Source organism: Bordetella sp. (assembly GCF_051960075.1).
Taxonomy (GTDB): domain Bacteria; phylum Pseudomonadota; class Gammaproteobacteria; order Burkholderiales; family Burkholderiaceae_B; genus Bordetella.
Genome location: NZ_JBQCER010000075.1, coordinates 89,001 through 108,676, shown reverse-complemented (window position 1 = coordinate 108,676; position 19,676 = coordinate 89,001). Strand labels below are relative to the sequence as shown.

Sequence of the window (19,676 nt, the reverse complement as noted above, 5' to 3'; positions counted from 1 at the left end):
GATCGCCTCGCCGCTGCCGCCGGCCGAGTATCTGAAATCGTTCGACCTGATCACTACATCTTTTCCTCATTTCGTGCCGCGCCTGAGGGCGATGGGGATCGCATCGGAGTATTTCCGGATCGCCTTCGATCCCAAGGTGCTGGAACGCCTTGGCCCTGTCGAAAAAGATATTGGCGTCAGTTTCGTCGGAGGCATTAGCCGCGACCACGTCAAGACGCTGCCTACGCTGGAATATCTGGCGCAAAATACGCCCATCGAATTTTTCGGCTATGGCGCCGATAATCTCGACGCCGCATCTCCCATCCGACCACGCCATCATGGAGAAGCATGGGGCCTGAGCATGTACCGTTCTCTAGCGCGCAGCCGCATCACGCTGAACCGGCATATCGACGTCGCGGAGAACAACGCCAACAATATGCGGCTCTTTGAAGCCACTGGTGTGGGAACCATGCTGCTGACGGACCGCAAGGACAACCTGGGCGAACTGTTCGAGATCGGCAAGGAAGTCGTCGCGTACTCGAGCCCGGAAGAAGCAGCCGAGTTGATCCGATACTATTTGGACCATCCTGAAGAGGCCCAGGCTATCGCCAAAGCCGGGCAGGCGCGAACCTTGCGGGAACACACCTATCGGCATCGCATGGAAGAGCTGGCACCCATTCTTGAGAAATACCTGACTGGTCGCCGGTAGTGCATATGGAACACTACATCACCCTTTTCGACAGCCTCTTCCTGCCACAAGGCCTGGCGTTGCACATGTCCATGGAGCGACATGCTGGCGCCTATACGCTGTGGGTTCTGTGCATGGACGAGAAAGCGCACGACGTGCTGGAAAAACTGTCGCTGCCGAATGTCCGGCTGCTGCGCGTGGGCGAACTTGAGACCGAGGAGCTCAAGCGGGTCAAGCCGGGACGCAGCAAGGGGGAGTATTGCTGGACGTTGACGCCCTTCACCCCGCGTTTTGTTTTCGAGGCAGACGCGTCCGCTTCCCGGGTTACCTATATCGACGCGGATATCTGGTTCCGCAAGTCTCCGGCCGCGCTCTTCGCCGAGCTGGAGCATTCCGGCAAACACGTGCTCATCACGGATCATGCCTATGCTCCCGAGCATGATCAGTCGGCAACATCGGGGCAATACTGCGTCCAGTTCATGACCTTCACCCGCAATGGAGGGGAGGCTGTCAGAAAGTGGTGGGAAGAGCGATGCGTCGAATGGTGCTTCAACCGCACCGAGGACGGAAAATTCGGTGACCAGAAATACCTGGACGATTGGCCTGAGCGCTTTCCGGACCAGGTGCATGTCTTGCACGACTGCGAATTGGCCATGGCCCCCTGGAATGCCGAACGATTCCCCTATGGGCGTGCTGTCATCTGGCATTTCCATGGTCTGCGCTTGATCGTAAAAGATCAGTCGCTTCAGGCCAGCTTCGGTCCTTATCACTTGCCTCAAGTGGTCTGGAGCTATATTTACAAGCCGTATCTGGCCGATCTTCGCCGCGCGATCGACCTTATCCGGAGTTGCGGCGAGACCGCGCGCTCACAAACCAGCGTCACCTTCATATCACGACTGCGCCACGCGGCCTATACGTTGCGGCAACATGGTCGAGGTCTTCTTATGATGCTGTCTGGTGTCGTGAAGTTCTAACGGCTCGCCGGTCGCCCGTCATCACTGGGCGGGCGAATACCCCGGCACATAGTGCTTGAGGCGCTGCTTGGTTTGCATCTCTTCATGAAATGGCATGGCCAGCCATGCCTCGATTTCCTGCAACCACGCCTCTCCCAAAGCCTGATCGGGTTTTGCTATCCGCAGCTTGGGGTGCGGCGTCGCTAGCGTTTGCTCGCTGTCGGCAAGCAGTTCTTCGTAGAGTTTTTCCCCCGGACGCAAACCGGTGACTTCAATCCGAATTTCGCCGTCGGTATAGCCGGACAAGCGAATCATGTCGCGGGCCAGATCGTAGATGCGCACGGGCTCGCCCATATCGAGCACGAAGATGCGGCCGCCTTCTTCGGCTTCGCTAGCCTGCAATCCCGCCTGCAGCACCAGCTGGGCCGCCTCGGGAATCAGCATGAAATAACGCGTGATCTCCAGGTGCGTCACGGTGACCGGACCGCCGGCGGCGATTTGTTCGCGGAATTTGGGGATCACGCTGCCGCTGCTGCCCAGCACGTTGCCGAAACGCACCATGACGAACCGCGTGGTCGGCGAAATCGCCTGCATCGCCTGGCAGACGAGTTCGGCCAGGCGCTTGGTGGCGCCCATGACGTTGGTCGGATTGACGGCCTTGTCGGTCGAAATCAGCACGAACTCTCGCACGCCGTGTTGCGCGGCTGCCCGAGCCAGGCATAGCGTGCCCAGCACGTTGTTGCGCACAGCCTGCCAGGCATTGGCGTTTTCCATCAGGGGCACATGCTTGTATGCCGCGGCATGGAACACGATGGCCGGTTTGTGCTCGGCAAAGACGCGCTCGAGTAGGACCGTATCCTTGACGTCGCCCACGACGTAGGTTGCCGCGAGCTTCGGGAAGGTTTTCGAGAACTCTTGCTCGATCCGGTACAACGCGAACTCGGACAGCTCCAGGAAGACGATGCGCGCCGGTGCATAGCGGGCGATCTGGCGACACAGCTCGGAGCCGATGGAACCGCCGGCTCCGCTGACGAGCACTGTCTGCTCGGAAAAAAGGCCGGACAGCCCGGCATCATCGAGCTGCACCGGGTCGCGCCCAAGCAAGTCTTCCAACTCGACACGTCGCATCTGCGATACCGAGACCTTGCCATCCAGCAGATCGCTCGACATCGGCAAGATCATCACCTTGAGCCCGGCATTGACGGCGATTTCGGTAGCTTTGCGGCGCACGCCAGCGGAAACCGACGACATTGCGACGATGGCGTGCTCCACGCCTAGGCGCTTGGCGTGAGCTTCGATCTCCTCGAAACTGCCCACCACCGGCACATTGAGTATGCGCGACCCCAACTTGCGCGAGTCATTGTCCAGCAAGGCCACCGGCCGCCAATTCGGGTTGCGGGCAAGATCGCGGAGCAAAGCGGCGGCGGCGGTTCCCGCGCCCATAATGATCACCGGCTCCGCGTTCATCTGGCTTGGCGAGAACAGCGCCCCATCCTTCCAGGCGCGGTAGAGGAAGCGGCTGCCGCCCATGAGCAGGATGAGAAAGATCGGGTCGAGGATCAAGACCGAACGCGGCACGTCGGCCAGGCGGTTGACCATGAACAAGACCACAGGTACCGCCAGCGCGGACGTGCCAACGGCCAGCACGATGCGCCGCAAGTCCGGAATGCTGGCATAGCGCCAGATGCCGCGATACAGGCCAAAGAGATAGAACGCCACGCCCTGCACCGGCACGACCCATGCCAGGTAGGACCACATGACCCGCACATATTCGGGCGGAACCTCGAGGTTGAAGCGAAACCAATAGGCCAGCAGCCACGCAATGGCGGCGACCACGAGGTCATGCAGCGTCGCGACGAAAGATCGGGAGTTCAAGATTTTCTAATCCGGTCTCCGCTCCCTTTGCCGAGAACGGTCATGAACAGATAACGGAAGTACGTGGTGGTGCTCAAATCGGCCAGCATTTTACGATCCGTCTCGGCGAGCAGATCAGGCGTGGACATGTCGATGCCATTGACCTGCGCCAGCCCCGTAATGCCCGGCCGCGCCTCGAACACGCCTTGCGCGGCGCGCGCGGCGATCAGCTCGGTCTGGTTGAATAGACAAGGACGTGGGCCGACCAGGCTCATGTCGCCGAGCAGCACGTTCCACAGCTGGGGCAGCTCATCCAGCTTGGAGCGGCGCAGAAACTTGCCCAGCGGCGTGACGGCGGAAGCGTCGGCCAGGTGGGTTGCCACCGAAGCCGTATCGGGCCGCATGGTTCTGAACTTCAGCAGCGTGAAGGGACGCTGGTGCCGCCCCACCCGGGTCTGGCGAAAGAATGGCGAGCCGGTGTCAAACAGCCCCAGAATGGTGAGTACCACCAGGACGGGCGAACCGAAAATCAAGCCACAAAGGGCAAACAGTATGTCTAGGACGCGGATCATCTGGCCATTTTTCTTAGTTGTTCATCCATGGATATGACAGGCTTCCAACCGAGCATTTGGCGAGTCTTTGACGCATCGACGACCAGCGACCCTAACAGGCGATCGGCTGCCGCCCGTTTGCCCAATGCCGCTGCGCAAAAGCGCAGCAGGCCGGCGGGAACGGGAATGAGGCGGGCAGGCAGGCCGTAGGCGGCCGCGACTTTGCGCAGCAAGGCGCTGGTGGAGACATCCTCGCCATCGGCCGCCATGAATACCTGGTTGGCTGCGGCGGAGTGGGTCAGGCAGGTCATGATCAGGTCGATCAGGTTATCCAGCGCAATAAGGCTGCGGCGATTGTCGATCGCGCCTAGAGGCAACGGAATGCCGCGCTCCAATACGCGCACCATGGCCTGGAAGTTTCCGCGAACGCCCGGACCGTACACCAGCGGCGGACGGATCACAACGAACTCCATGCCCGTCTCGAGGCACAGGCTGCGCAAGGCGCGTTCGGCGTCCAGCTTGGAGATGCCGTAGGCATCTTCGGGCGCGGGCTCGTCATCGGGCGTAAACGCCCGGCCGGGCGGCGTCAGCTCTCCGTTGACCTTGGCGCTGCTCAGAAATACAAAGCGCTTTACGCCGGCCTGCGCAGCCTGGCGCGCCAAGGCGATCGTCGCTTCCGTGTTCACGCGCCGAAACGCGAGCAGGGTGTCTTCGCCCTCCTCGCGCGACATGCTGGTGCGGGCGGCCAGATGCACGATCACGTCGATGCGATGCAATGCATCATGCCACTGGGTCTGATCGGCAATGTCACCGACGATCACCGGGGTCGCAAGACCGCCGAATGCCTGCGCCGTGCGCAGCACGGCCACGACTTCGTTGCCGCGCAGCGTGCATTCTTCGCAAAGCGCCCGGCCGACAAAGCCGGACGCGCCGGTCACCATTACGCGCAGACTCATCGGTTCACACCCTATTGCGTTGAAACTGCCAGGTGCTGGCGCACATGTCGTCCAGCGAACGCGTGGCCTGCCATCCCAGCAGGCGCTTTGCCTTGGCCGGATTCGCATAGCAGGCCGGCACGTCGCCCGGGCGCCGCGCCGCGATCACGTACGGGATGCCCCGCCCGCTCGCCTTCTCGAAGGCGCGCACCATGTCGAGCACGCTATACCCTTGGCCGGTGCCCAGATTGATGACATCCCACCCCTGATGGCTCTGAAGGTAATGCACGGCCGCGGCATGGCCTTCGGCCAGGTCCATGACGTGGATGTAGTCCCTGATGCCGGTGCCGTCCGCGGTGGGGTAGTCGTTGCCGAATACCTGCAGCCGCTCTCGCTCGCCCGACGCGACCTGCGCGATGAAGGGCATGAGATTGTTGGGAATGCCGTTGGGCCGTTCGCCGATCATGCCGCTTTCGTGCGCCCCGACGGGATTGAAATAGCGCAGGCACATGATGCGCCAGGCCGCGTCCGACCTGGCCACATCGCCCAGCATTTCTTCGACGTGAAGCTTGGTGCGTCCGTAGGGATTGATCGCGTGGGTAGGATGCGCTTCGTCGATGGGCAGATATTGAGGCAGGCCGTAAACCGTTGCGCTGCTGCTGAACAGCAGCGTCTTGACGGACACCCGTTGCATGGCCTGCAGCAGGCTCACCGTGCCGTGGATATTGTTCGCGTAGTACTCGATGGGAACGGCAACCGATTCTCCGACGGCCTTGAATCCGGCGAAATGGACAACAGCATCAATGCGATGCTCGCGCAGCGCCTTTTCGACGAGATCCGTAGCGCGCACGTCTGCCTGCACGAACGGCAGTTTCTTCCCCGCCATTGAAGAAATCTTCTCGGGAACCGCCGCATCGCTATTGGAAAGGTTGTCGAACAGCACTACATTGTGGCCGGCTTGAGCCAGAACCAGAGCCGTATGGCTGCCGATATAGCCAGCGCCGCCGGTAAGAAGGATATTCATGTAGGTCGTCAGTTGCCCTGCTTCGCGGGACCCGGAAAAATGATGCTATGCGACCATAGGCGACGCAAAGCGCGGCCATCAAGAAAGCCTTTGTAATTTTACTTCATCAAAATTAAGCCATGAACGACACGGTCGTATTAATCAGCCATGCGGTAGAGACCCTGACCAATTTTCGCGGACCGCTGATCAAGGCCATGGTGGCTGCGGGCTATCGTGTCGCCGCTTTCGCCCCGGATTACACCGACTCCAGCCGGCAGGCCATACGAGCACTGGGCGCGGAACTGGTCGACTATCCGCTCCAGCGCACGGGCATCAATCCTTGGCAGGACGTGCGCAGCATGCTGGCGCTGCGCAAGGCATTGCTGAAGATTCAGCCCGATGTCGTGCTGGCCTACACCATCAAGCCCGTCATCTGGGGCACCCTGGCCGCATGGCTGGCGCGCGTGCCGCGCCGCGTCGTCCTGATCGAGGGCCTGGGTTTCGTTTTCACCGACAGCGGCAGTTCGGTTCCGCTCAAGCGCCGGCTTCTGCGCGGCGTCGTGTCGGGGCTGTATCGCTTTGCGCTGGCGCGCGCGCATCGGGTCCTGATGCTCAATCCGGACGATATCCGGGACTTCGCGGCCCGGGGCCTGGTCGCTCCGGAAAAAGCCCTGAACATCGGCGGCATAGGCGTCGATCTGTCCGAATGGCCCGTCACGCCGTTGCCGGACGGTCCCATGACCTTTTGCCTGGCCGCGCGGCTGCTGCGCGAAAAAGGCGTCTACGAATACATCGAGGCGGCTCGCAATATCAAGGCCCGTCATCCCGAGGCGCGCTTTCTTTTGCTGGGGAGCACCGACAAGAACCCAGGATCCCTGCAAGCCGTAGAGGTGGAGCAATGGGTGCGAGAAGGCGTGGTGCAATGGCCGGGACACGTGCCCATGCGCGACTGGCTGGCCCGATCCAGCGTGTTCGTCCTGCCGTCCTACCGGGAAGGCGTGCCACGCAGCACGCAGGAAGCCATGGCCATGGGGCGCCCCGTCATCACCACGGACGTGCCGGGCTGCCGGGAAACCGTGGTCGACGGCGTCAACGGGATCATCGTTCCGCCGCGCAATGCGGCGGCGCTGGCGGCGGCCATGGAAAAGCTCATTCTCGATCCCGACCGACTTGCCGGCATGGGGGCTGCAAGCCGCCGCATGGCCGAGGAGAAATTCGACGTGCATCGCATCAACGCGGTCATTCTGCGGGAATTGCGCGGCCAGACGGCCTAGCCCAGCAAGCGATAGCGGACTTCGCGCGCGGCGTCCCGGCCCACGCGCAGCACGGTGGCGGCAAACGCCAGAGCTATCGCTCCCATTGCTTTCTGGCAATGAAAGTATTGCGCCTGCACGGCAAACAATGCCTTGCGCGTGCGCCACAACTTGCGCCAGGCAGTATGCGTGCGCAAGCGGTACGTAAGTAGCTGCGCCGGCAGTGTGTGATAGTGGCTGGATCGGTAAGCTCGCAGCAGCAGCTCCTGGTCTTCGCAGCAATACGGGCCGGGGTCTTGGTAAGGATTCTTGCGGAACCACTCCACCCGCCCCATCCAGGTGGGGTGGTACATGGGGAAACCCAGCCACGGACGGGCGCAGATCTCTTCATGGCTCGTCGCGTACGGCAGGGCTCCATTTGGCTTGCCGTTTTCGTCCATGGTGGCGCATTGCGTGGCCAGCAGGTCGACCTCCGGGTGCTTGTCCAGGAACTCGACCTGCCTGGCGAATCGTTCTGGATGGCAAAGATCGTCATGGTCCATCCGCGCGAAATAGCGGCCACGCGCCATGGCGACCGCCTGGTTCAGCCGGCCGGAGAGCCCAATGTTCCTGCCATCGCGCACGACGATGATGCGCGGGTCGTGCAAGAACGGAAGCTTGTCGATGGCATCGTCCGTCGAGCCGTCGTCGAGGATCAGCAACTCCCAGTCAACGAAGCTTTGTTCGACGACCGATCGCACGGCGGACTCCAGGACCTTGCCGCCGTTGAGAACGGATAGCGCGACCGTTATAGCGGGTGGCATTTTGTATTGTTAGTCCTATTAGGTCACAAACAGGGCGAGAAAGCAGGTGCCCCGAACCGCATTGCCTAGACCTTTATCACCAGGCCCAGCCGCTTGCACACGCGGTATCCGGCAAGCACCATGCCATACAGGGGATAGCGCCAGCCCAGCCGTTCGCGCTGCACTTGGCGGGTCTCGGCCACCGACCGCGCCACATTGCCCGACGCGCCGCCGCGCCAATGCAGCGCGGTCATCACCGGCACCGGACGGAACCGAACGCCGGCCACATAGGCTCGCAGAAAGAAGTCGTAATCTGACGCGATACGCAGGTCTTCACGAAACGGCCACTGCAGCAACAACTCGCGCTTGGCAAACAAGGCCGGGTGGTGCACCGTGCAAAAAAACGGCAGCTTCCACGGCACCGCGGGCAGCTCGCCTTCGGCAGTATTCATGACGCGCATGCCGGCGCAGACGATAGGGTCCTGGCCCGCTTCCAGCAGCGGCATGACTGTGGGAAAGCCTTCCGGCGCCAGCCTGTCGTCGCCATTGATGAACAGGACGTAGTGCCCGCGCGCCAGCGTCACGCCCTTGTTCATGGCGTTATAGATACCGGTGTCCGGTTCGCTTACCAGCCGGTCGATCAGGCCGCCGCGCGCCCGCACCCGCTCCAGGGTATCGTCGGTGGAAACGCCGTCCACCACCACGTATTCCACCCGACTGTCTTTTACCGCCGCCACGGAGTCCAGCGTTTTATCGATGGTGTCTGCACAGTTCTTGGTGACCGTGACGATGCTCAGTAGATATTCCGTCTGCATATCAGTCGATTTCTCTTTTTTCAAAAATCTGCCAGAACGCTTGCGCGCACACGGCGGGCAGATGCCGATCCATCAGAGGCAACGCCGCTGCGCCCGCAAAAATCGCGTCCGTCGCCTGGCGCAGGGCCGCCTGCAGATCGCTGGATGCGTTTTTCACCACGTAAAGATACGGATTGGGTTCTATATTTTCCGCCGCCACGGGCGTGCAAACGGCTCGCACCTGGTGCTGCAGCGCGGTCAGCACGGACGTTTTCGTGCCTGCGCCGATTTCCAGCGGGAACAGCTGTAGATCCACGGATTGCAGTAACCGGGCATAGTCGTCCACCCACGCCACATCCTGGACGGTGATGCGAGGACTTTGCGCGGTCAGCGTCTTGACGGTTTGCAACGCTTCGCGCGAGGCCTTGTGCAGCACCAGCTCTATCTTCGACTCGCCCGGCGGCAGGTGGCACAAAGTCCTGATCCAGTCCAGATACAGAGGCGTGCCGTAGAAAGCGTCTCCCAGGCCGGACATCAGAATGGTCAAGGGCCTGCCGGCCGGACGCGGCACAGGCACGGGCGGGTCGTAGTCCAGGAAAGGATGCGGCACGAACACAGGGCGCGCGCCCAGGCAGGCAAGCACCCGGGCATCCTGCCGGCCCACCACATGCACGCGGCGCCCGCGCAAATAGCGGGCCTCGAAGACCAGGTTCGCGAGCAATCCGGCCGGGTCGCGCAACAGCCGTCGCGGCTTGAAGCGCGACGCTTTCAGCTTGCGCCAATACAGCATGGTGGCGCAATCCATGCCGCTGATCACCACCGGTTGTTCGCAGTGGCGCAGCATGGGCGCGAACCAATAGGGATACGCCCATACCGCGTCGAATTTCCGCAGGTCGGGGAAAGCGAAACCCGCGATCTGCCTGACCCCTTTGGGCCACCACGCGGGCACGGCAGCGGCAGCAGGCGCGCATCGCACAAAACGCACGCCTTGCGAGGATAGTTCCCGCACTTCGGGAACCTCTTCGTAGCCGTCCAGGTTCTGGCCGAAGAGATAGACCGTCAGCGTCACTCCTGCCGGACGCCCTTGGATCATCCGGTACAGCAGCCCGCTGGGGCCGCCGACGTTTTCCTTGCGCGGCACGAAACAGGTCAGGCAGGCGATATTCATGCCAATCGCACCCAATCTCCGGGAATGAGATCGCGGGTGTCGCGCTGCGCGTCCTTGAACCATGCCAGCGGCGCCACGACGCGCTTGTGTGGGTAGGCACCCAGCCACGCCCCCCACCAGCTTAGCGAGCTGTTGGCGATCACGAAGTTCTTGCATGCTGCCATCAGCCAGAGATCCTGGTGGGCGTCATCCGGGCCGTTGACGTCGACCACAGTGAAATCCAGGCCGACGTCCAGGTTGTGCCGCACCCATTCCGGGTCATCAGAGAACACATAGCCATGGGGGTTCTTCAACTCCGCGGAAGTGATCTGAACGCCCTGGCGGTAGTAATCCATGGAGCAAAGGCCATGGAATTGGGCAGCATTCTTGTTGGTGACGTAGTCGCCCCTTCTCACATGCAGGCAAATGGCGTCTGTCGAGGAAATCTCCGTATGCAATGCGCGGCTCTTCTCGCTCAGATCGCCGACGCGGCCGATTTCCGCGCGAATGAGGTCTTGCGCATCGGAAAAATATTTTAGAGATTGCCAATGCCCGTTCAGGCATACGGGTGGAGATAGCGTGTTGACGTTGGGATCGAACCCAAACGACTTCTCGAAATACACGCCCCCCGTACTCGGCAGTCCTAATTGGCGCAGCATGCGTCTGAACGCCTTCTTCAGCAAGCTCTGAGGCTGCGTATAAAAGCCGATCGACTGTACTCGGGCATTCAATGCAAAAGGCGACAGCGCATAGTTGCGCGGCGTTATCGCATCAGAGGACGGAATATTGTCGAACCAGCTCAGGTCCAATACCAAGGGAACTGCGCACCGCGCCGCCAGGGCACGCGCCGCCGCATATTGGAACAATTGATTCCCCAGCCCTCCATACAACGAGGTAGTAACGACCTTATCCACCTGTCCCCCGATCACTGGCTGCGACCGTAATTGTCCTCAAGCCGCACAATGTCGTCTTCGCCCAGATACCCCCCTGACTGCACTTCGATGATCTCCAGCGGAATCTCACCGGGATTGGTCAAGCGATGCACCTCTCCCAGCGGGATATACGTCGACTGGTTTTCGGTAAGCAGCAGCACTTCCTTGCCGCGCGTGATCTCGGCGGTGCCCTTGACCACGATCCAGTGCTCGGCCCGATGATGATGCTTCTGCAGGCTCAGGCTCGCCTTGGGTTTGACCTGGATGCGCTTGACCTTGAAGCGGCCGCCTTCGTCGATGCTGTCGTACCAGCCCCAGGGACGATGCACCTTGCGGTGCAGGACGTGCTCTTCGCGATCGTTCGAGCCCAAGGCGTTGACGATGGCTTTAACGTCCTGGCTGCGGGCGCGGTCGGCAACCAGCACGGCGTCGGGCGTTTCAATCACGACCAAGTCGTTCACGCCCACCAGGGCGACCAGGCGGCTGGTGGCCTGGACCAGGGTATTGCGGCTGCCCGTAGTGATCACATCGCCCAGGTGCGCGTTGCCGGCTTCATCCTTGGGCAGGGTGTTCCACACGGCCTCCCAGGCGCCCAGGTCGTTCCAGCCGGCGTCCAGCGCCACCATGCGAATGGAGAAATCGCTGCCGGGGCAATGCTCCATGACGGCGTAATCGATCGATTCGCTGGGGATGGCTTCGAACTGGGCTCGGCCGGGACGCACGAACTTCTGGTCGGTGCTGCGCTGTTGCCATGCGATGCGCGTGGCCTGCACGATGTCGGGCCGAAAGCGCTCCAGCGCGGCCAGCCATACCGAGGCCTTGAGCACGAACATGCCCGCGTTCCAGTAGTAGCCGCCTTCGGCCAGGTAGGCCTGCGCGGTTGGCGCGTCGGGCTTTTCGACGAAGCGCTCGACAGGCATGTCTGCCTTGGTCGCATCGCCGGATGCTTGGGTTTTTATGTAGCCGTAGCCGGTTTCGGGGCGATCCGGCGTGATGCCCAGGATGACGATGGCGCCTTCTGCGGCGATGCGCACCGCCTGGCGCATGGCCGTCGTGAACGCGGCCGTGTCCGCCACGGTCTGGTCGGCAGGTGTCACCACCAGCACGGGATCGTCGCCGTTTTCGCGCGCGGCCAGCGCCGCCAGCGTCAGGGCCGGGGCCGTGTTGCGGCCGATCGGCTCGAGCAGGGCAGTGCCCGGCTCGATGCCCGCTTCGCGCAGTTGCTCCATAGCCAGAAAGCGGTGCTCTTCGTTGCTGACGATAAAGGGCGCGGCAACGGCCAGGCCGTCGCCTGCCAGGCCGGCCAGGCGATGGGCTGCTTGTTGGAACAGGCTCTCGTTGCCCGTGAGGCAAAGAAACTGCTTGGGAAAGCCTGCACGGGACAAAGGCCACAAGCGCGTGCCTGAACCGCCGCAGAGAATTACGGGCGAGACTGCGATCATGGGGGTGGGACTCCGGTTTGCGCCCGCTTGTCGGAACCGGGCTGCTTTAGATGCAAAAGTATAGTCTGCGGGCCGGTCATGGCCTCGATAGGCGTCCAAGTTGAAAGGCGATGCGCGCCTACCCTCGCACCCCTGGTGAAAACGCCAGCACAGGGTCAAAATGAACACATAGCCCGTTGCCGCATGAAACCAAATCCAACCAGGAGACAGCCATGCGCATAGCCGATGCCCAGTGGATCCCTTCCACGCCTCACCAGACCTGGGACGCGTTGGTCGACCCGCAGGTGCTGCAAAAGTGCTTGCCCGGGTGCGTCGAGGTCAGGCAGCTCAGCCCCGCCGAATACGCCCTGACCCTGCGCACCAAGATCGGCGGGCTGGAGCACGACTACCAGGGCGAGATTTTGCTGTCCGATGTGGAGCCCGGCCGCGGGGCCATGCTGGCTTTCGAGGGCATGGGCGCCGCCGCTGGCCTGGCCATCGGCACGGCCCAGCTCACGCTGGCCGAAAAAGAAAACGGCACGCGCGTGAGCTATACCGTGGCCGGCATGGCCGGCGGCAAGCTGGCCGAGCTGGGCGAGGCGGTGGTGCTCAAGGCCGGCCAGAAGATCCTGGACAAGTTCTTTGCCGCCTTCATCGAGCACATGTCGCGCCAGCCCCGCACGGCGCCCCCGCCGCCCCCGCCCGAGCCCGAGGCCACGGGCATGGCCAATTCATCCTGGTCCTGGGCCGTGGTGGCCTTGGTGGTGGTGGCGCTGGTGGGCTATCACCTGCTGTACCAATAGGTCAGAACGAATCGGCCTTGCCGGTCAACGCCACGCCCAGCCGCAGCGCGAAGAACGACAGCGTTTCGACGCCGCGCCGCAGCCAGCCGCGGCGGCGCAGGTCTTGCTGCGCGATGAGGGTGCCGCCGCGCGTCATGCCCTGCTCGATGCGGGCCTTCAGGTCGGCTCCGAAGGCCGCGTCGTCGACGACCACATTGGCCTCGCGCGCCAGCAGCAGGCTGAAAGGGTCCAGGTTGGACGAGCCCACCGTGGCGATGCCGTCCATGACGGCGGCCTTGGCGTGCAGATAGCCGATGCGGTATTCGTAGATTTCGATGCCGCCGGCGATGAACGTGTCGTACAGCGCGCGGGTGGCGTGGTAAAGAATGCGGTGATCCGACTTGCCCTGCAGCAAAATGCGCACCCGCACGCCGCGCGCGGCGGCATCGAGCAGGGCTTTGCGAAAATCCCTGCCCGGAAAGAAGTACGCGTTCGCGATGAGGATCTCGTGCCGGGCGCTGCGTATGCAGCATAGATACGCCCGCTCGAACACCTGGCGGTAGCGTACGTTGTCGCGCAGCACCAGCGCGGCGCGCACGCGGTCGTATTGCGAAGGCAGCGTCAAGTCCGTGTCGACGGCTTCGGCGACGAAAGCCCGCCGGGGCTTGAGCAGCGGCATGATCTGCCGCATGCGATGCCAGGCCTGAGGGCGGGGCAGGCTGGCGCGCAGGCGTACCCAGTTCAGGCGCACGTGCAGCAGGTCCTGCGCATGCATCACGTCGGCCACCAGCGGACCGCGGATCTGCACGGCAAAGTCGAAGCGCGGCGTGGTGCTGTCTTCGTCGTAGTCGTCTTCGATGTTGATGCCGCCGACAAACGCCACGGCCGCATCGATGACGGCCGTCTTGCGGTGCAGGCGGCGCAGCCGGCTGCGCGCGGGAACGAGCTTGCCCAGAAAGCGCGGCTCGGGGCGAAAGACCAGGCATTGCGCGTCGACGGCGGCCAGGCGGCCGCGCACGCGGTCGATGACGGCATGGCTGCCGAAGCCGTCGAGCACCACGCAGACATGCACCCCGCGGCGGGCCGCGGCCACGAGACAGTCGAGCACACGGTCGCCGGCGGGATCGAAGGCGAAGATGTAGGTCTCCAGGTGCACGCTGCGCTGCGCCGCGTCGATGGCCGCGCACAGCGCGGGAAAGAAATCGGCGCCGTTTTGCAGCAGGCGCACGGCGTTGCCGTCGGTCCAGGAGAGAAAGTCGAGCGCCTTGTCGTTCATCTGAGCTCGAGCTCGGCCAGCAGCGGCGCGTGGTCCGAAAGCCGGGCCCACTGCGGGCCGCGCAGGACGCGGGCCTCGTGCACGTCGAAGCCGCGCTGATAGATGCGGTCCAGGCGGAACCACGGGAACAGCGACGGAAAGGTGCGCGGCGTGCGGCCGAACACGTCGGACAGACCCAGGTCTTGCGTGAAGAAAGGGGTGAGCTTGTCGCCCCAGTCGTTGAAGTCGCCCGCCACCAGCACGGGAGCGTCGTCGGACACGAAAGCGCGGATGCGCTCGGCCAGGGCCTGCGCCTGACGCACGCGGCTGGCCGCGAACAGGCCCAGGTGCACCACGAAGCAGTGCACGTGCACCCCGCTCACGTCGACCAGCGCGTGCAGCAGGCCGCGCTGCTCCAGCCTGTGGTCGGAGATGTCCTGGTTTTCGTGCTGCAGGATGGCGTGGCGCGATAGAAAGGCATTGCCGTGGTCGGTGCGGTGCCGCACGGCGTTGCGCCCGTAGACCATGTTCAGGTCCAGCGCCGCGGCCAGGATTTCGTGCTGCGCGTCGAGCTGGACGATGCTTTCGTTGCGGCCCTGGACTTCCTGCAGAAAGACCAGGTCGGGATGCAGCCCGTGCAAGGCGGGCCGCAAGCCGTTGAGCGACTCGCGCAGCCCCAGGGACGAGCGGCCCTTGTGGATGTTGTAGGTGACGACGCGCAGCCTGGCCATCACCCTCTCCTTACCGTTGTCGCAACCCTTGCCTACTTGGCCTCGACGTTGCGCAGCCGGATGTGCAGCTCGCGCAGTTGCTTCTCGTCGACCTCGGACGGCGCCTGGGTGAGCAGGTCCTGCGCGCGCTGGGTCTTGGGGAAGGCGATCACGTCGCGGATCGACTCGGCGCCGGTCATCATGGTGACGATGCGGTCCAGGCCGAAGGCCAGGCCGCCGTGCGGGGGCGCGCCGTACTGCAGCGCGTCCAGCAGAAAGCCGAACTTCTCGCGGGCTTCTTCGGCGCCGATCTTGAGGGCGCGAAAGACCTTGCTCTGCACTTCTTCGCGATGGATACGCACCGAGCCGCCGCCGATTTCCCAACCGTTGAGCACCATGTCGTACGCCTTGGCAATGGCTTTGCCCGGATCGGTTTCGAGGTAGTCCTCGTGGCCGTCCTTGGGGCTGGTGAAGGGGTGGTGGGCGGCGGTGTAGCGGCCTTCTTCCTCGTCGTATTCGAACATGGGAAAGTCGACGACCCACAGCGGCTTCCAGCCGGCGGTGAACAGGCCCGTCTTCTTGCCGAACTCGCTGTGGCCGATTTTCACGCGCAGCGCGCCGATGGCGTCGTTGACGACCTTGGCGCTGTCGGCGCCGAAGAAGAGGATGTCGCCGTCTTTGGCGCCGGTGCGCTTGAGCAGTTCGGCGATGGCGGCGTCATGCAGGTTCTTGACGATGGGCGACTGCAGGCCCTCGCGGCCCTTGGCCTGCTCGTTGACCTTGATGTAGGCCAGGCCCTTGGCGCCGTAGATGCCGACGAACTGGGTGTAGGAGTCGATCTCGCTGCGCGGCATGTCGCCGCCGCCGGGCACGCACAGGGCCACCACGCGGCCGCCGGCCATATTGGCCGCCGAGGAAAAGACCTTGAAGTCCACGTCGCGCATCACGTCGGTGACGTCGGTGAACTCGAGCTGCACGCGCAGGTCGGGCTTGTCGGAACCGTAGCGCGTCATGGCTTCGGTCCAGGTCATTTGCGGGAAGGCCGGCAGGTCTACGTCCTGCACCACCTTGAACACGTGGCGGATCATGCCTTCGAAGATGTCGCGGATCTCGACTTCGTTCAGGAACGAGGTCTCGCAGTCGATCTGCGTGAACTCGGGCTGGCGGTCGGCGCGCAGGTCCTCGTCGCGGAAGCACTTGGTGATTTGATAGTAGCGGTCGAAGCCGGCGACCATGAGCATCTGCTTGAACAGCTGCGGCGACTGCGGCAGCGCGAAGAAGTGGCCGGCGTTCACGCGCGAGGGCACGAGGTAGTCGCGCGCGCCTTCGGGGGTGCTCTTGGTGAGCATGGGCGTTTCGATGTCGATGAAGCCCAGGCCGTCCAGGTATTTGCGCACCTCGATGGACACGCGGTAGCGCAGCATGAGGTTGCGCTGCATGGGCATGCGGCGCAGGTCCAGCACGCGGTGCGTCAAGCGCGTGGTTTCCGACAGATTGTCGTCGTCGAGCTGGAAAGGCGGCGTGACCGAGGCGTTGAGCACCTCGACTTCGCGGCACAGGATCTCGACTTCGCCCGACGCCATGTCGGGGTTGGTCGTGCCTTCGGGGCGGTTGCGCACCAGACCGACGATGCGGATGCAGAACTCGTTGCGCAGGCCTTCGGCGATCTTGAAGGCCGCGGCGTTGTCGGGGTCGAACACGATCTGGGCCAGGCCGGCGCGGTCGCGCATGTCGATGAAGATGACGCCGCCATGGTCGCGGCGCCGATTCACCCAGCCGTACAGGGTGACAGTCTGGCCGAGATGATCGCGGCAAACTTGGCCGGTGTAGCAGGTGCGGCTCATGGAAAAGACTCCGTATTGGGTATAGATGTGAAGTGTGTTCAGCGTGCGCCCAGATGCGCGTCGGACGCTTCGGGCATGGCGACGGGCGCAATGGGCGCGGGCGGCGCCACGACGCCCATCGAAACGATGTACTTGAGCGCGGCGTCGACCGACATGCGCAGCTCGATGACCTCGCCGCGCGGCACGATGAGGAAAAAGCCCGACGTGGGGTTGGGCGTGGTGGGCACGTAGACGCTCAGGTGCTCGCCCGGCAGATGCCCGGCCACCTCGCCCCCGGGTTCGCCCGTGAGAAAGGCGATCGTCCACGAGCCCTTGCGCGGGTATTCGATCAGCACCGCCTGGCGAAAGGCCCGGCCGTTGGGCGCGAGCACCGTGTCGCTGACCTGCTTGACCGAACTGTAGATGGAGCGCACCAGCGGGATCTGGTTGAGCAGGCGCTCCCACAGGGTGAACAGGCGGCGGCCCAGGAAATTGGCGGTGAACATGCCGGTGACGAGAATGACCGCGATCACCAGCACGAAGCCGAACCCGGGAATGTGCCGGTGAAAGAGCGCCTGGGACGACAGGAAGTCGGGTACGACGCCGCTGAGCGTGTTGACGATCAGGCCGATCACCCAGATGGTGATCACCAGCGGGATCCAGACCAGAAGGCCGGTAATGAAGAATTTTTTGAGCACGGGGCCCGGCCTTGTCAGGTGGACGATGAAGTGGGCGCTGCCGGCGGCGCAGCGGCGGCGGGCGCGGCGGCAGTGCTGCCGTCGCCGGACGATTTGGCCGGCTCGGACGGCGCGGCCGCATCGGGCGACGCAGCCGGCTTGGCCGCGGCGCCGTTGTTTGCGCCGTTGTTGCGGAAATCCGTGACGTACCAGCCCGAACCCTTGAGTTGGAAACCCGCGGCCGTGACCTGCTTGGCGTAGGTGGCCTGGCCGCACTGGGGGCAGACCGTCAGGGGCGCATCGGAGATTTTTTGCAGCACGTCGGCGGCATGGCCGCAGGCGCTGCACTTGTAGGCGTAGATCGGCATATCGAGCCATGCGCCCGCAAACCAGGGCGCCGTGAAAAATGAAGATAACAGGAGATTTTAGCCGAACCGGGGGAAATGCCGGGCCGGGCCGGCGGGGGCGAACGGCCCGGCGTCCGATGGCGTTAATCTAGCCCATTGCCGCAAGGTCAAACCAGGAGGATGGAAATGGCGAAAGGCTATTGGGTTGTCTCGTACCGCAAGATCAACGATCCGCAAAAACTGGATGCGTACGCCAAGCTGGCCAGCCCGGCGGTGATCGCCGGCGGCGGGCGCTTCGTGGCCCGCGGTGTGGCGGTGCAGGCCGCCGAGCACGGCCTGGTTCAGCGCACGACCGTGGTCGAGTTCGATAGCGTGGAAAAGGCCATCGCCTGCCACGACAGCGCGGCGTACCGGCAGGCGCTGGACGCCCTGGGCGACTCGGTCGAACGCGACTTTCGGATCGTGCAGGGCGTGGAGTGACGCGCCGCTAGAACAGCAGAAACGCCCCCGCCGCGACCAGCGTGGGCGCCAGCGCCGCCAGCAGCAGCTTGCCGGCAGAGATCGACTCGTCGGGAAAATACCCCTTGAGCAGCGCGAAGCCGGCCGGGTTGGGCGCGTTGGCGATGACGGTGAGCCCGCCGCCCGTCACGGCCCCGGCCACCAGCATCGTGCGCCAGGCCTCGCTGGTGCCGTGAACCAGCGAACCCAGGTAGGTCAGCGCCGCGTTGTCGGTGAGCGCGGTCAACGCCGCCGTGCCCCAGTACAGCACCTGGGGCGACAGGCCGCCCAGCAGATCCTGCAGCCACCACTGCTGCAGGCCGCCCAGCACGACCAGGCCCGCCAGGAAAAAGCCGACCAGCAGGCCCTCTTTGATCAGCAGGCGGCCCTGGTAGCGCTTGTAGGCGCTGCAAAAGCCGATAAAGAGCATGAGCAGGCCCAGGAATACCGGCGGATGGTGCGCTCCCAGCACCACGCCGGCCAGGAAGGCCAGGTGTACGGCCATGATCCAGACCGGCACCGGAGGGCGGCCGGTATTGCCGCTGCCCGCATCGGTCTCGTTCGCGTCCTGCCGTGCAGGACGGGTCGCGGCGGCTGCGGCAAGCACGTCGCGGCGGCACAGCCAGGTCAGGACCACGGCGTTGAACAGGACGGCCGCCGCGGCCCGATGGCCGAAATGCACGAGCATGTGGGGCGTATCCCAGCCGAAGGCAGTGGCCACCATCAGCACGGGCGGAGCGGCATACGCCGTAAGGACGCCGCCGATCGAGATGTTGACGAACAACACGCCCAGTGTCAGATACTTGAAGCGCGCGTTGCCGAGCGCGCGAAAATACGCGTCGCGCAGCAAGATGGCGGCCAGCGTCATGGCCGCCGGCTCGGTGATGAAGGAGCCGGCCAGCGGCACCAGGGCCATGATCAGGAAGAACATGCCCAGTTCGCGGCGCACCGGAATCAGCCGCACCACGCCGTAGAGCAGCAGGCGCGCCAGCTCCAGCACGGGCCGGCTGGCGGCCACGACCATGATGGCGAAGACGAACAGCGCCTCGGTGAAGTTGCTGCCGTCCAGATACTTCACGGCCGTGGGGACGTCGGCCAGCGCGGCGATGGCCACCAGCAGCACGAAGGCCCAGGCGCCGAACACGACCTCGACTTCGGCCAATAGATGCCACACCCCCGCATGCGGGCCGCCGCGATGCGCCAGCCGCGCAAAGATCGATACGGAAAACGTGTGCAGCACGGCTAGCGCGAAGCACAGGGTTGCGGTGATTTCGATGGCAGTGGACATAAGC

The 19,676-nt window shown here is 63.7% G+C and carries 20 protein-coding genes; 5 read left to right on the top strand and 15 right to left on the bottom strand.

The features are described 5' to 3' along the window. Together ACTHJ1_RS13165 and ACTHJ1_RS13160 are read left to right on the top strand one after the other, a co-directional pair. The coding region (locus ACTHJ1_RS13165) for a CgeB family protein (RefSeq protein WP_440193062.1) at positions 1–688 on the top strand (688 nt) is incomplete at its 5' end. Positions 689–693: 5 nt separating this feature from the next. Then, a complete protein-coding gene (locus tag ACTHJ1_RS13160) occupies positions 694–1,641 on the top strand; it encodes a hypothetical protein (RefSeq protein ID WP_440193060.1) in 948 nt (315 codons plus the stop codon). Between the two features lie 21 nt (positions 1,642–1,662). Here ACTHJ1_RS13160 and ACTHJ1_RS13155 read toward each other — a convergent pair whose 3' ends face one another. Genes ACTHJ1_RS13155 through galE form a run of 4 tightly spaced genes read right to left on the bottom strand, consistent with a single transcriptional unit; the run spans position 1,663 to position 5,984 of the window. Beyond that, complete coding sequence (locus tag ACTHJ1_RS13155) at positions 1,663–3,495, bottom strand: polysaccharide biosynthesis protein (protein ID WP_440193058.1); 1,833 nt, start codon at positions 3,493–3,495, stop codon at positions 1,663–1,665. Next, positions 3,492–4,046: a sugar transferase gene (locus ACTHJ1_RS13150; RefSeq protein ID WP_440193056.1), complete on the bottom strand. Its 555-nt coding sequence runs from the start codon at positions 4,044–4,046 to the stop codon at positions 3,492–3,494. Before ACTHJ1_RS13150 ends, ACTHJ1_RS13155 begins: the two co-directional genes overlap by 4 nt. Further along, positions 4,043–4,981: a UDP-glucose 4-epimerase family protein gene (locus ACTHJ1_RS13145; RefSeq protein ID WP_440193054.1), complete on the bottom strand. Its 939-nt coding sequence runs from the start codon at positions 4,979–4,981 to the stop codon at positions 4,043–4,045. Before ACTHJ1_RS13145 ends, ACTHJ1_RS13150 begins: the two co-directional genes overlap by 4 nt. A gap of 4 nt (positions 4,982–4,985) precedes the next feature. Then, complete coding sequence (galE, locus tag ACTHJ1_RS13140) at positions 4,986–5,984, bottom strand: UDP-glucose 4-epimerase GalE (protein ID WP_440193052.1); 999 nt, start codon at positions 5,982–5,984, stop codon at positions 4,986–4,988. Between the two features lie 119 nt (positions 5,985–6,103). Between galE and ACTHJ1_RS13135 the strand changes: the two genes are divergently transcribed. Then, positions 6,104–7,237 (top strand): glycosyltransferase family 4 protein, encoded by a 1,134-nt coding sequence (locus tag ACTHJ1_RS13135; RefSeq protein WP_440193050.1) that lies wholly within the window; start codon positions 6,104–6,106, stop codon positions 7,235–7,237. Here the strand turns inward: ACTHJ1_RS13135 and ACTHJ1_RS13130 are convergent. From ACTHJ1_RS13130 to ACTHJ1_RS13110, 5 genes are all read right to left on the bottom strand, one after another. Then, a complete protein-coding gene (locus ACTHJ1_RS13130) occupies positions 7,234–8,019 on the bottom strand; it encodes a glycosyltransferase family 2 protein (RefSeq protein WP_440193048.1) in 786 nt (261 codons plus the stop codon). The two genes, ACTHJ1_RS13135 and ACTHJ1_RS13130, sit on opposite strands and share 4 nt — an antisense overlap. A 65-nt stretch (positions 8,020–8,084) precedes the next feature. Then, positions 8,085–8,813 carry a glycosyltransferase family 2 protein gene (locus tag ACTHJ1_RS13125; protein ID WP_440193046.1) on the bottom strand — a complete coding sequence of 243 codons (729 nt, stop codon included), beginning with the start codon at positions 8,811–8,813 and terminating at the stop codon, positions 8,085–8,087. A 1-nt stretch (position 8,814) separates the two neighbouring features. Then, positions 8,815–9,960, bottom strand: a complete 1,146-nt coding sequence (locus ACTHJ1_RS13120) for a hypothetical protein (protein ID WP_440193044.1) — start codon at positions 9,958–9,960, stop codon at positions 8,815–8,817. Next, positions 9,957–10,805, bottom strand: a complete 849-nt coding sequence (locus tag ACTHJ1_RS13115) for an alpha-1,2-fucosyltransferase (RefSeq protein WP_440193043.1) — start codon at positions 10,803–10,805, stop codon at positions 9,957–9,959. Before ACTHJ1_RS13115 ends, ACTHJ1_RS13120 begins: the two co-directional genes overlap by 4 nt. A gap of 59 nt (positions 10,806–10,864) precedes the next feature. Continuing rightward, positions 10,865–12,313, bottom strand: a complete 1,449-nt coding sequence (locus tag ACTHJ1_RS13110; RefSeq protein ID WP_440193041.1) for a mannose-1-phosphate guanylyltransferase/mannose-6-phosphate isomerase — start codon at positions 12,311–12,313, stop codon at positions 10,865–10,867. 212 nt (positions 12,314–12,525) lie between these two features. Between ACTHJ1_RS13110 and ACTHJ1_RS13105 the strand changes: the two genes are divergently transcribed. Next, positions 12,526–13,095: an SRPBCC family protein gene (locus ACTHJ1_RS13105; RefSeq protein WP_440193039.1), complete on the top strand. Its 570-nt coding sequence runs from the start codon at positions 12,526–12,528 to the stop codon at positions 13,093–13,095. Position 13,096: 1 nt separating this feature from the next. Here ACTHJ1_RS13105 and clsB read toward each other — a convergent pair whose 3' ends face one another. Genes clsB through ACTHJ1_RS13080 form a run of 5 tightly spaced genes read right to left on the bottom strand, consistent with a single transcriptional unit; the run spans position 13,097 to position 17,907 of the window. Beyond that, the gene (clsB, locus tag ACTHJ1_RS13100; RefSeq protein WP_440193037.1) at positions 13,097–14,350 is read right to left on the bottom strand and encodes a cardiolipin synthase ClsB; all 1,254 of its coding nucleotides are present in this window, start codon (positions 14,348–14,350) and stop codon (positions 13,097–13,099) included. Next, positions 14,347–15,060, bottom strand: coding sequence for an endonuclease/exonuclease/phosphatase family protein (locus tag ACTHJ1_RS13095; protein ID WP_440193035.1), 714 nt, complete (start codon positions 15,058–15,060; stop codon positions 14,347–14,349). The genes clsB and ACTHJ1_RS13095 overlap by 4 nt, the downstream gene beginning before the upstream one ends. A 32-nt stretch (positions 15,061–15,092) precedes the next feature. Next, a complete protein-coding gene (gene aspS, locus ACTHJ1_RS13090) occupies positions 15,093–16,883 on the bottom strand; it encodes an aspartate--tRNA ligase (protein WP_440193033.1) in 1,791 nt (596 codons plus the stop codon). A 38-nt stretch (positions 16,884–16,921) separates the two neighbouring features. Further along, the gene (locus ACTHJ1_RS13085) at positions 16,922–17,560 is read right to left on the bottom strand and encodes a DUF502 domain-containing protein (RefSeq protein ID WP_440193031.1); all 639 of its coding nucleotides are present in this window, start codon (positions 17,558–17,560) and stop codon (positions 16,922–16,924) included. Between the two features lie 14 nt (positions 17,561–17,574). Then, entirely contained in the window at positions 17,575–17,907 is a 333-nt protein-coding gene (locus ACTHJ1_RS13080) for an FmdB family zinc ribbon protein (protein WP_440193029.1), read from the bottom strand. Positions 17,908–18,072: 165 nt separating this feature from the next. Here ACTHJ1_RS13080 and ACTHJ1_RS13075 point away from each other — a divergent pair, with 165 nt between their 5' ends. Next, positions 18,073–18,366, top strand: coding sequence for a DUF1330 domain-containing protein (locus ACTHJ1_RS13075; RefSeq protein ID WP_440193027.1), 294 nt, complete (start codon positions 18,073–18,075; stop codon positions 18,364–18,366). A 7-nt stretch (positions 18,367–18,373) separates the two neighbouring features. Here ACTHJ1_RS13075 and ACTHJ1_RS13070 read toward each other — a convergent pair whose 3' ends face one another. After that, positions 18,374–19,672 (bottom strand): putative Na+/H+ antiporter, encoded by a 1,299-nt coding sequence (locus ACTHJ1_RS13070; protein ID WP_440193025.1) that lies wholly within the window; start codon positions 19,670–19,672, stop codon positions 18,374–18,376. Between the last annotated feature and the right edge of the window lie 4 nt (positions 19,673–19,676).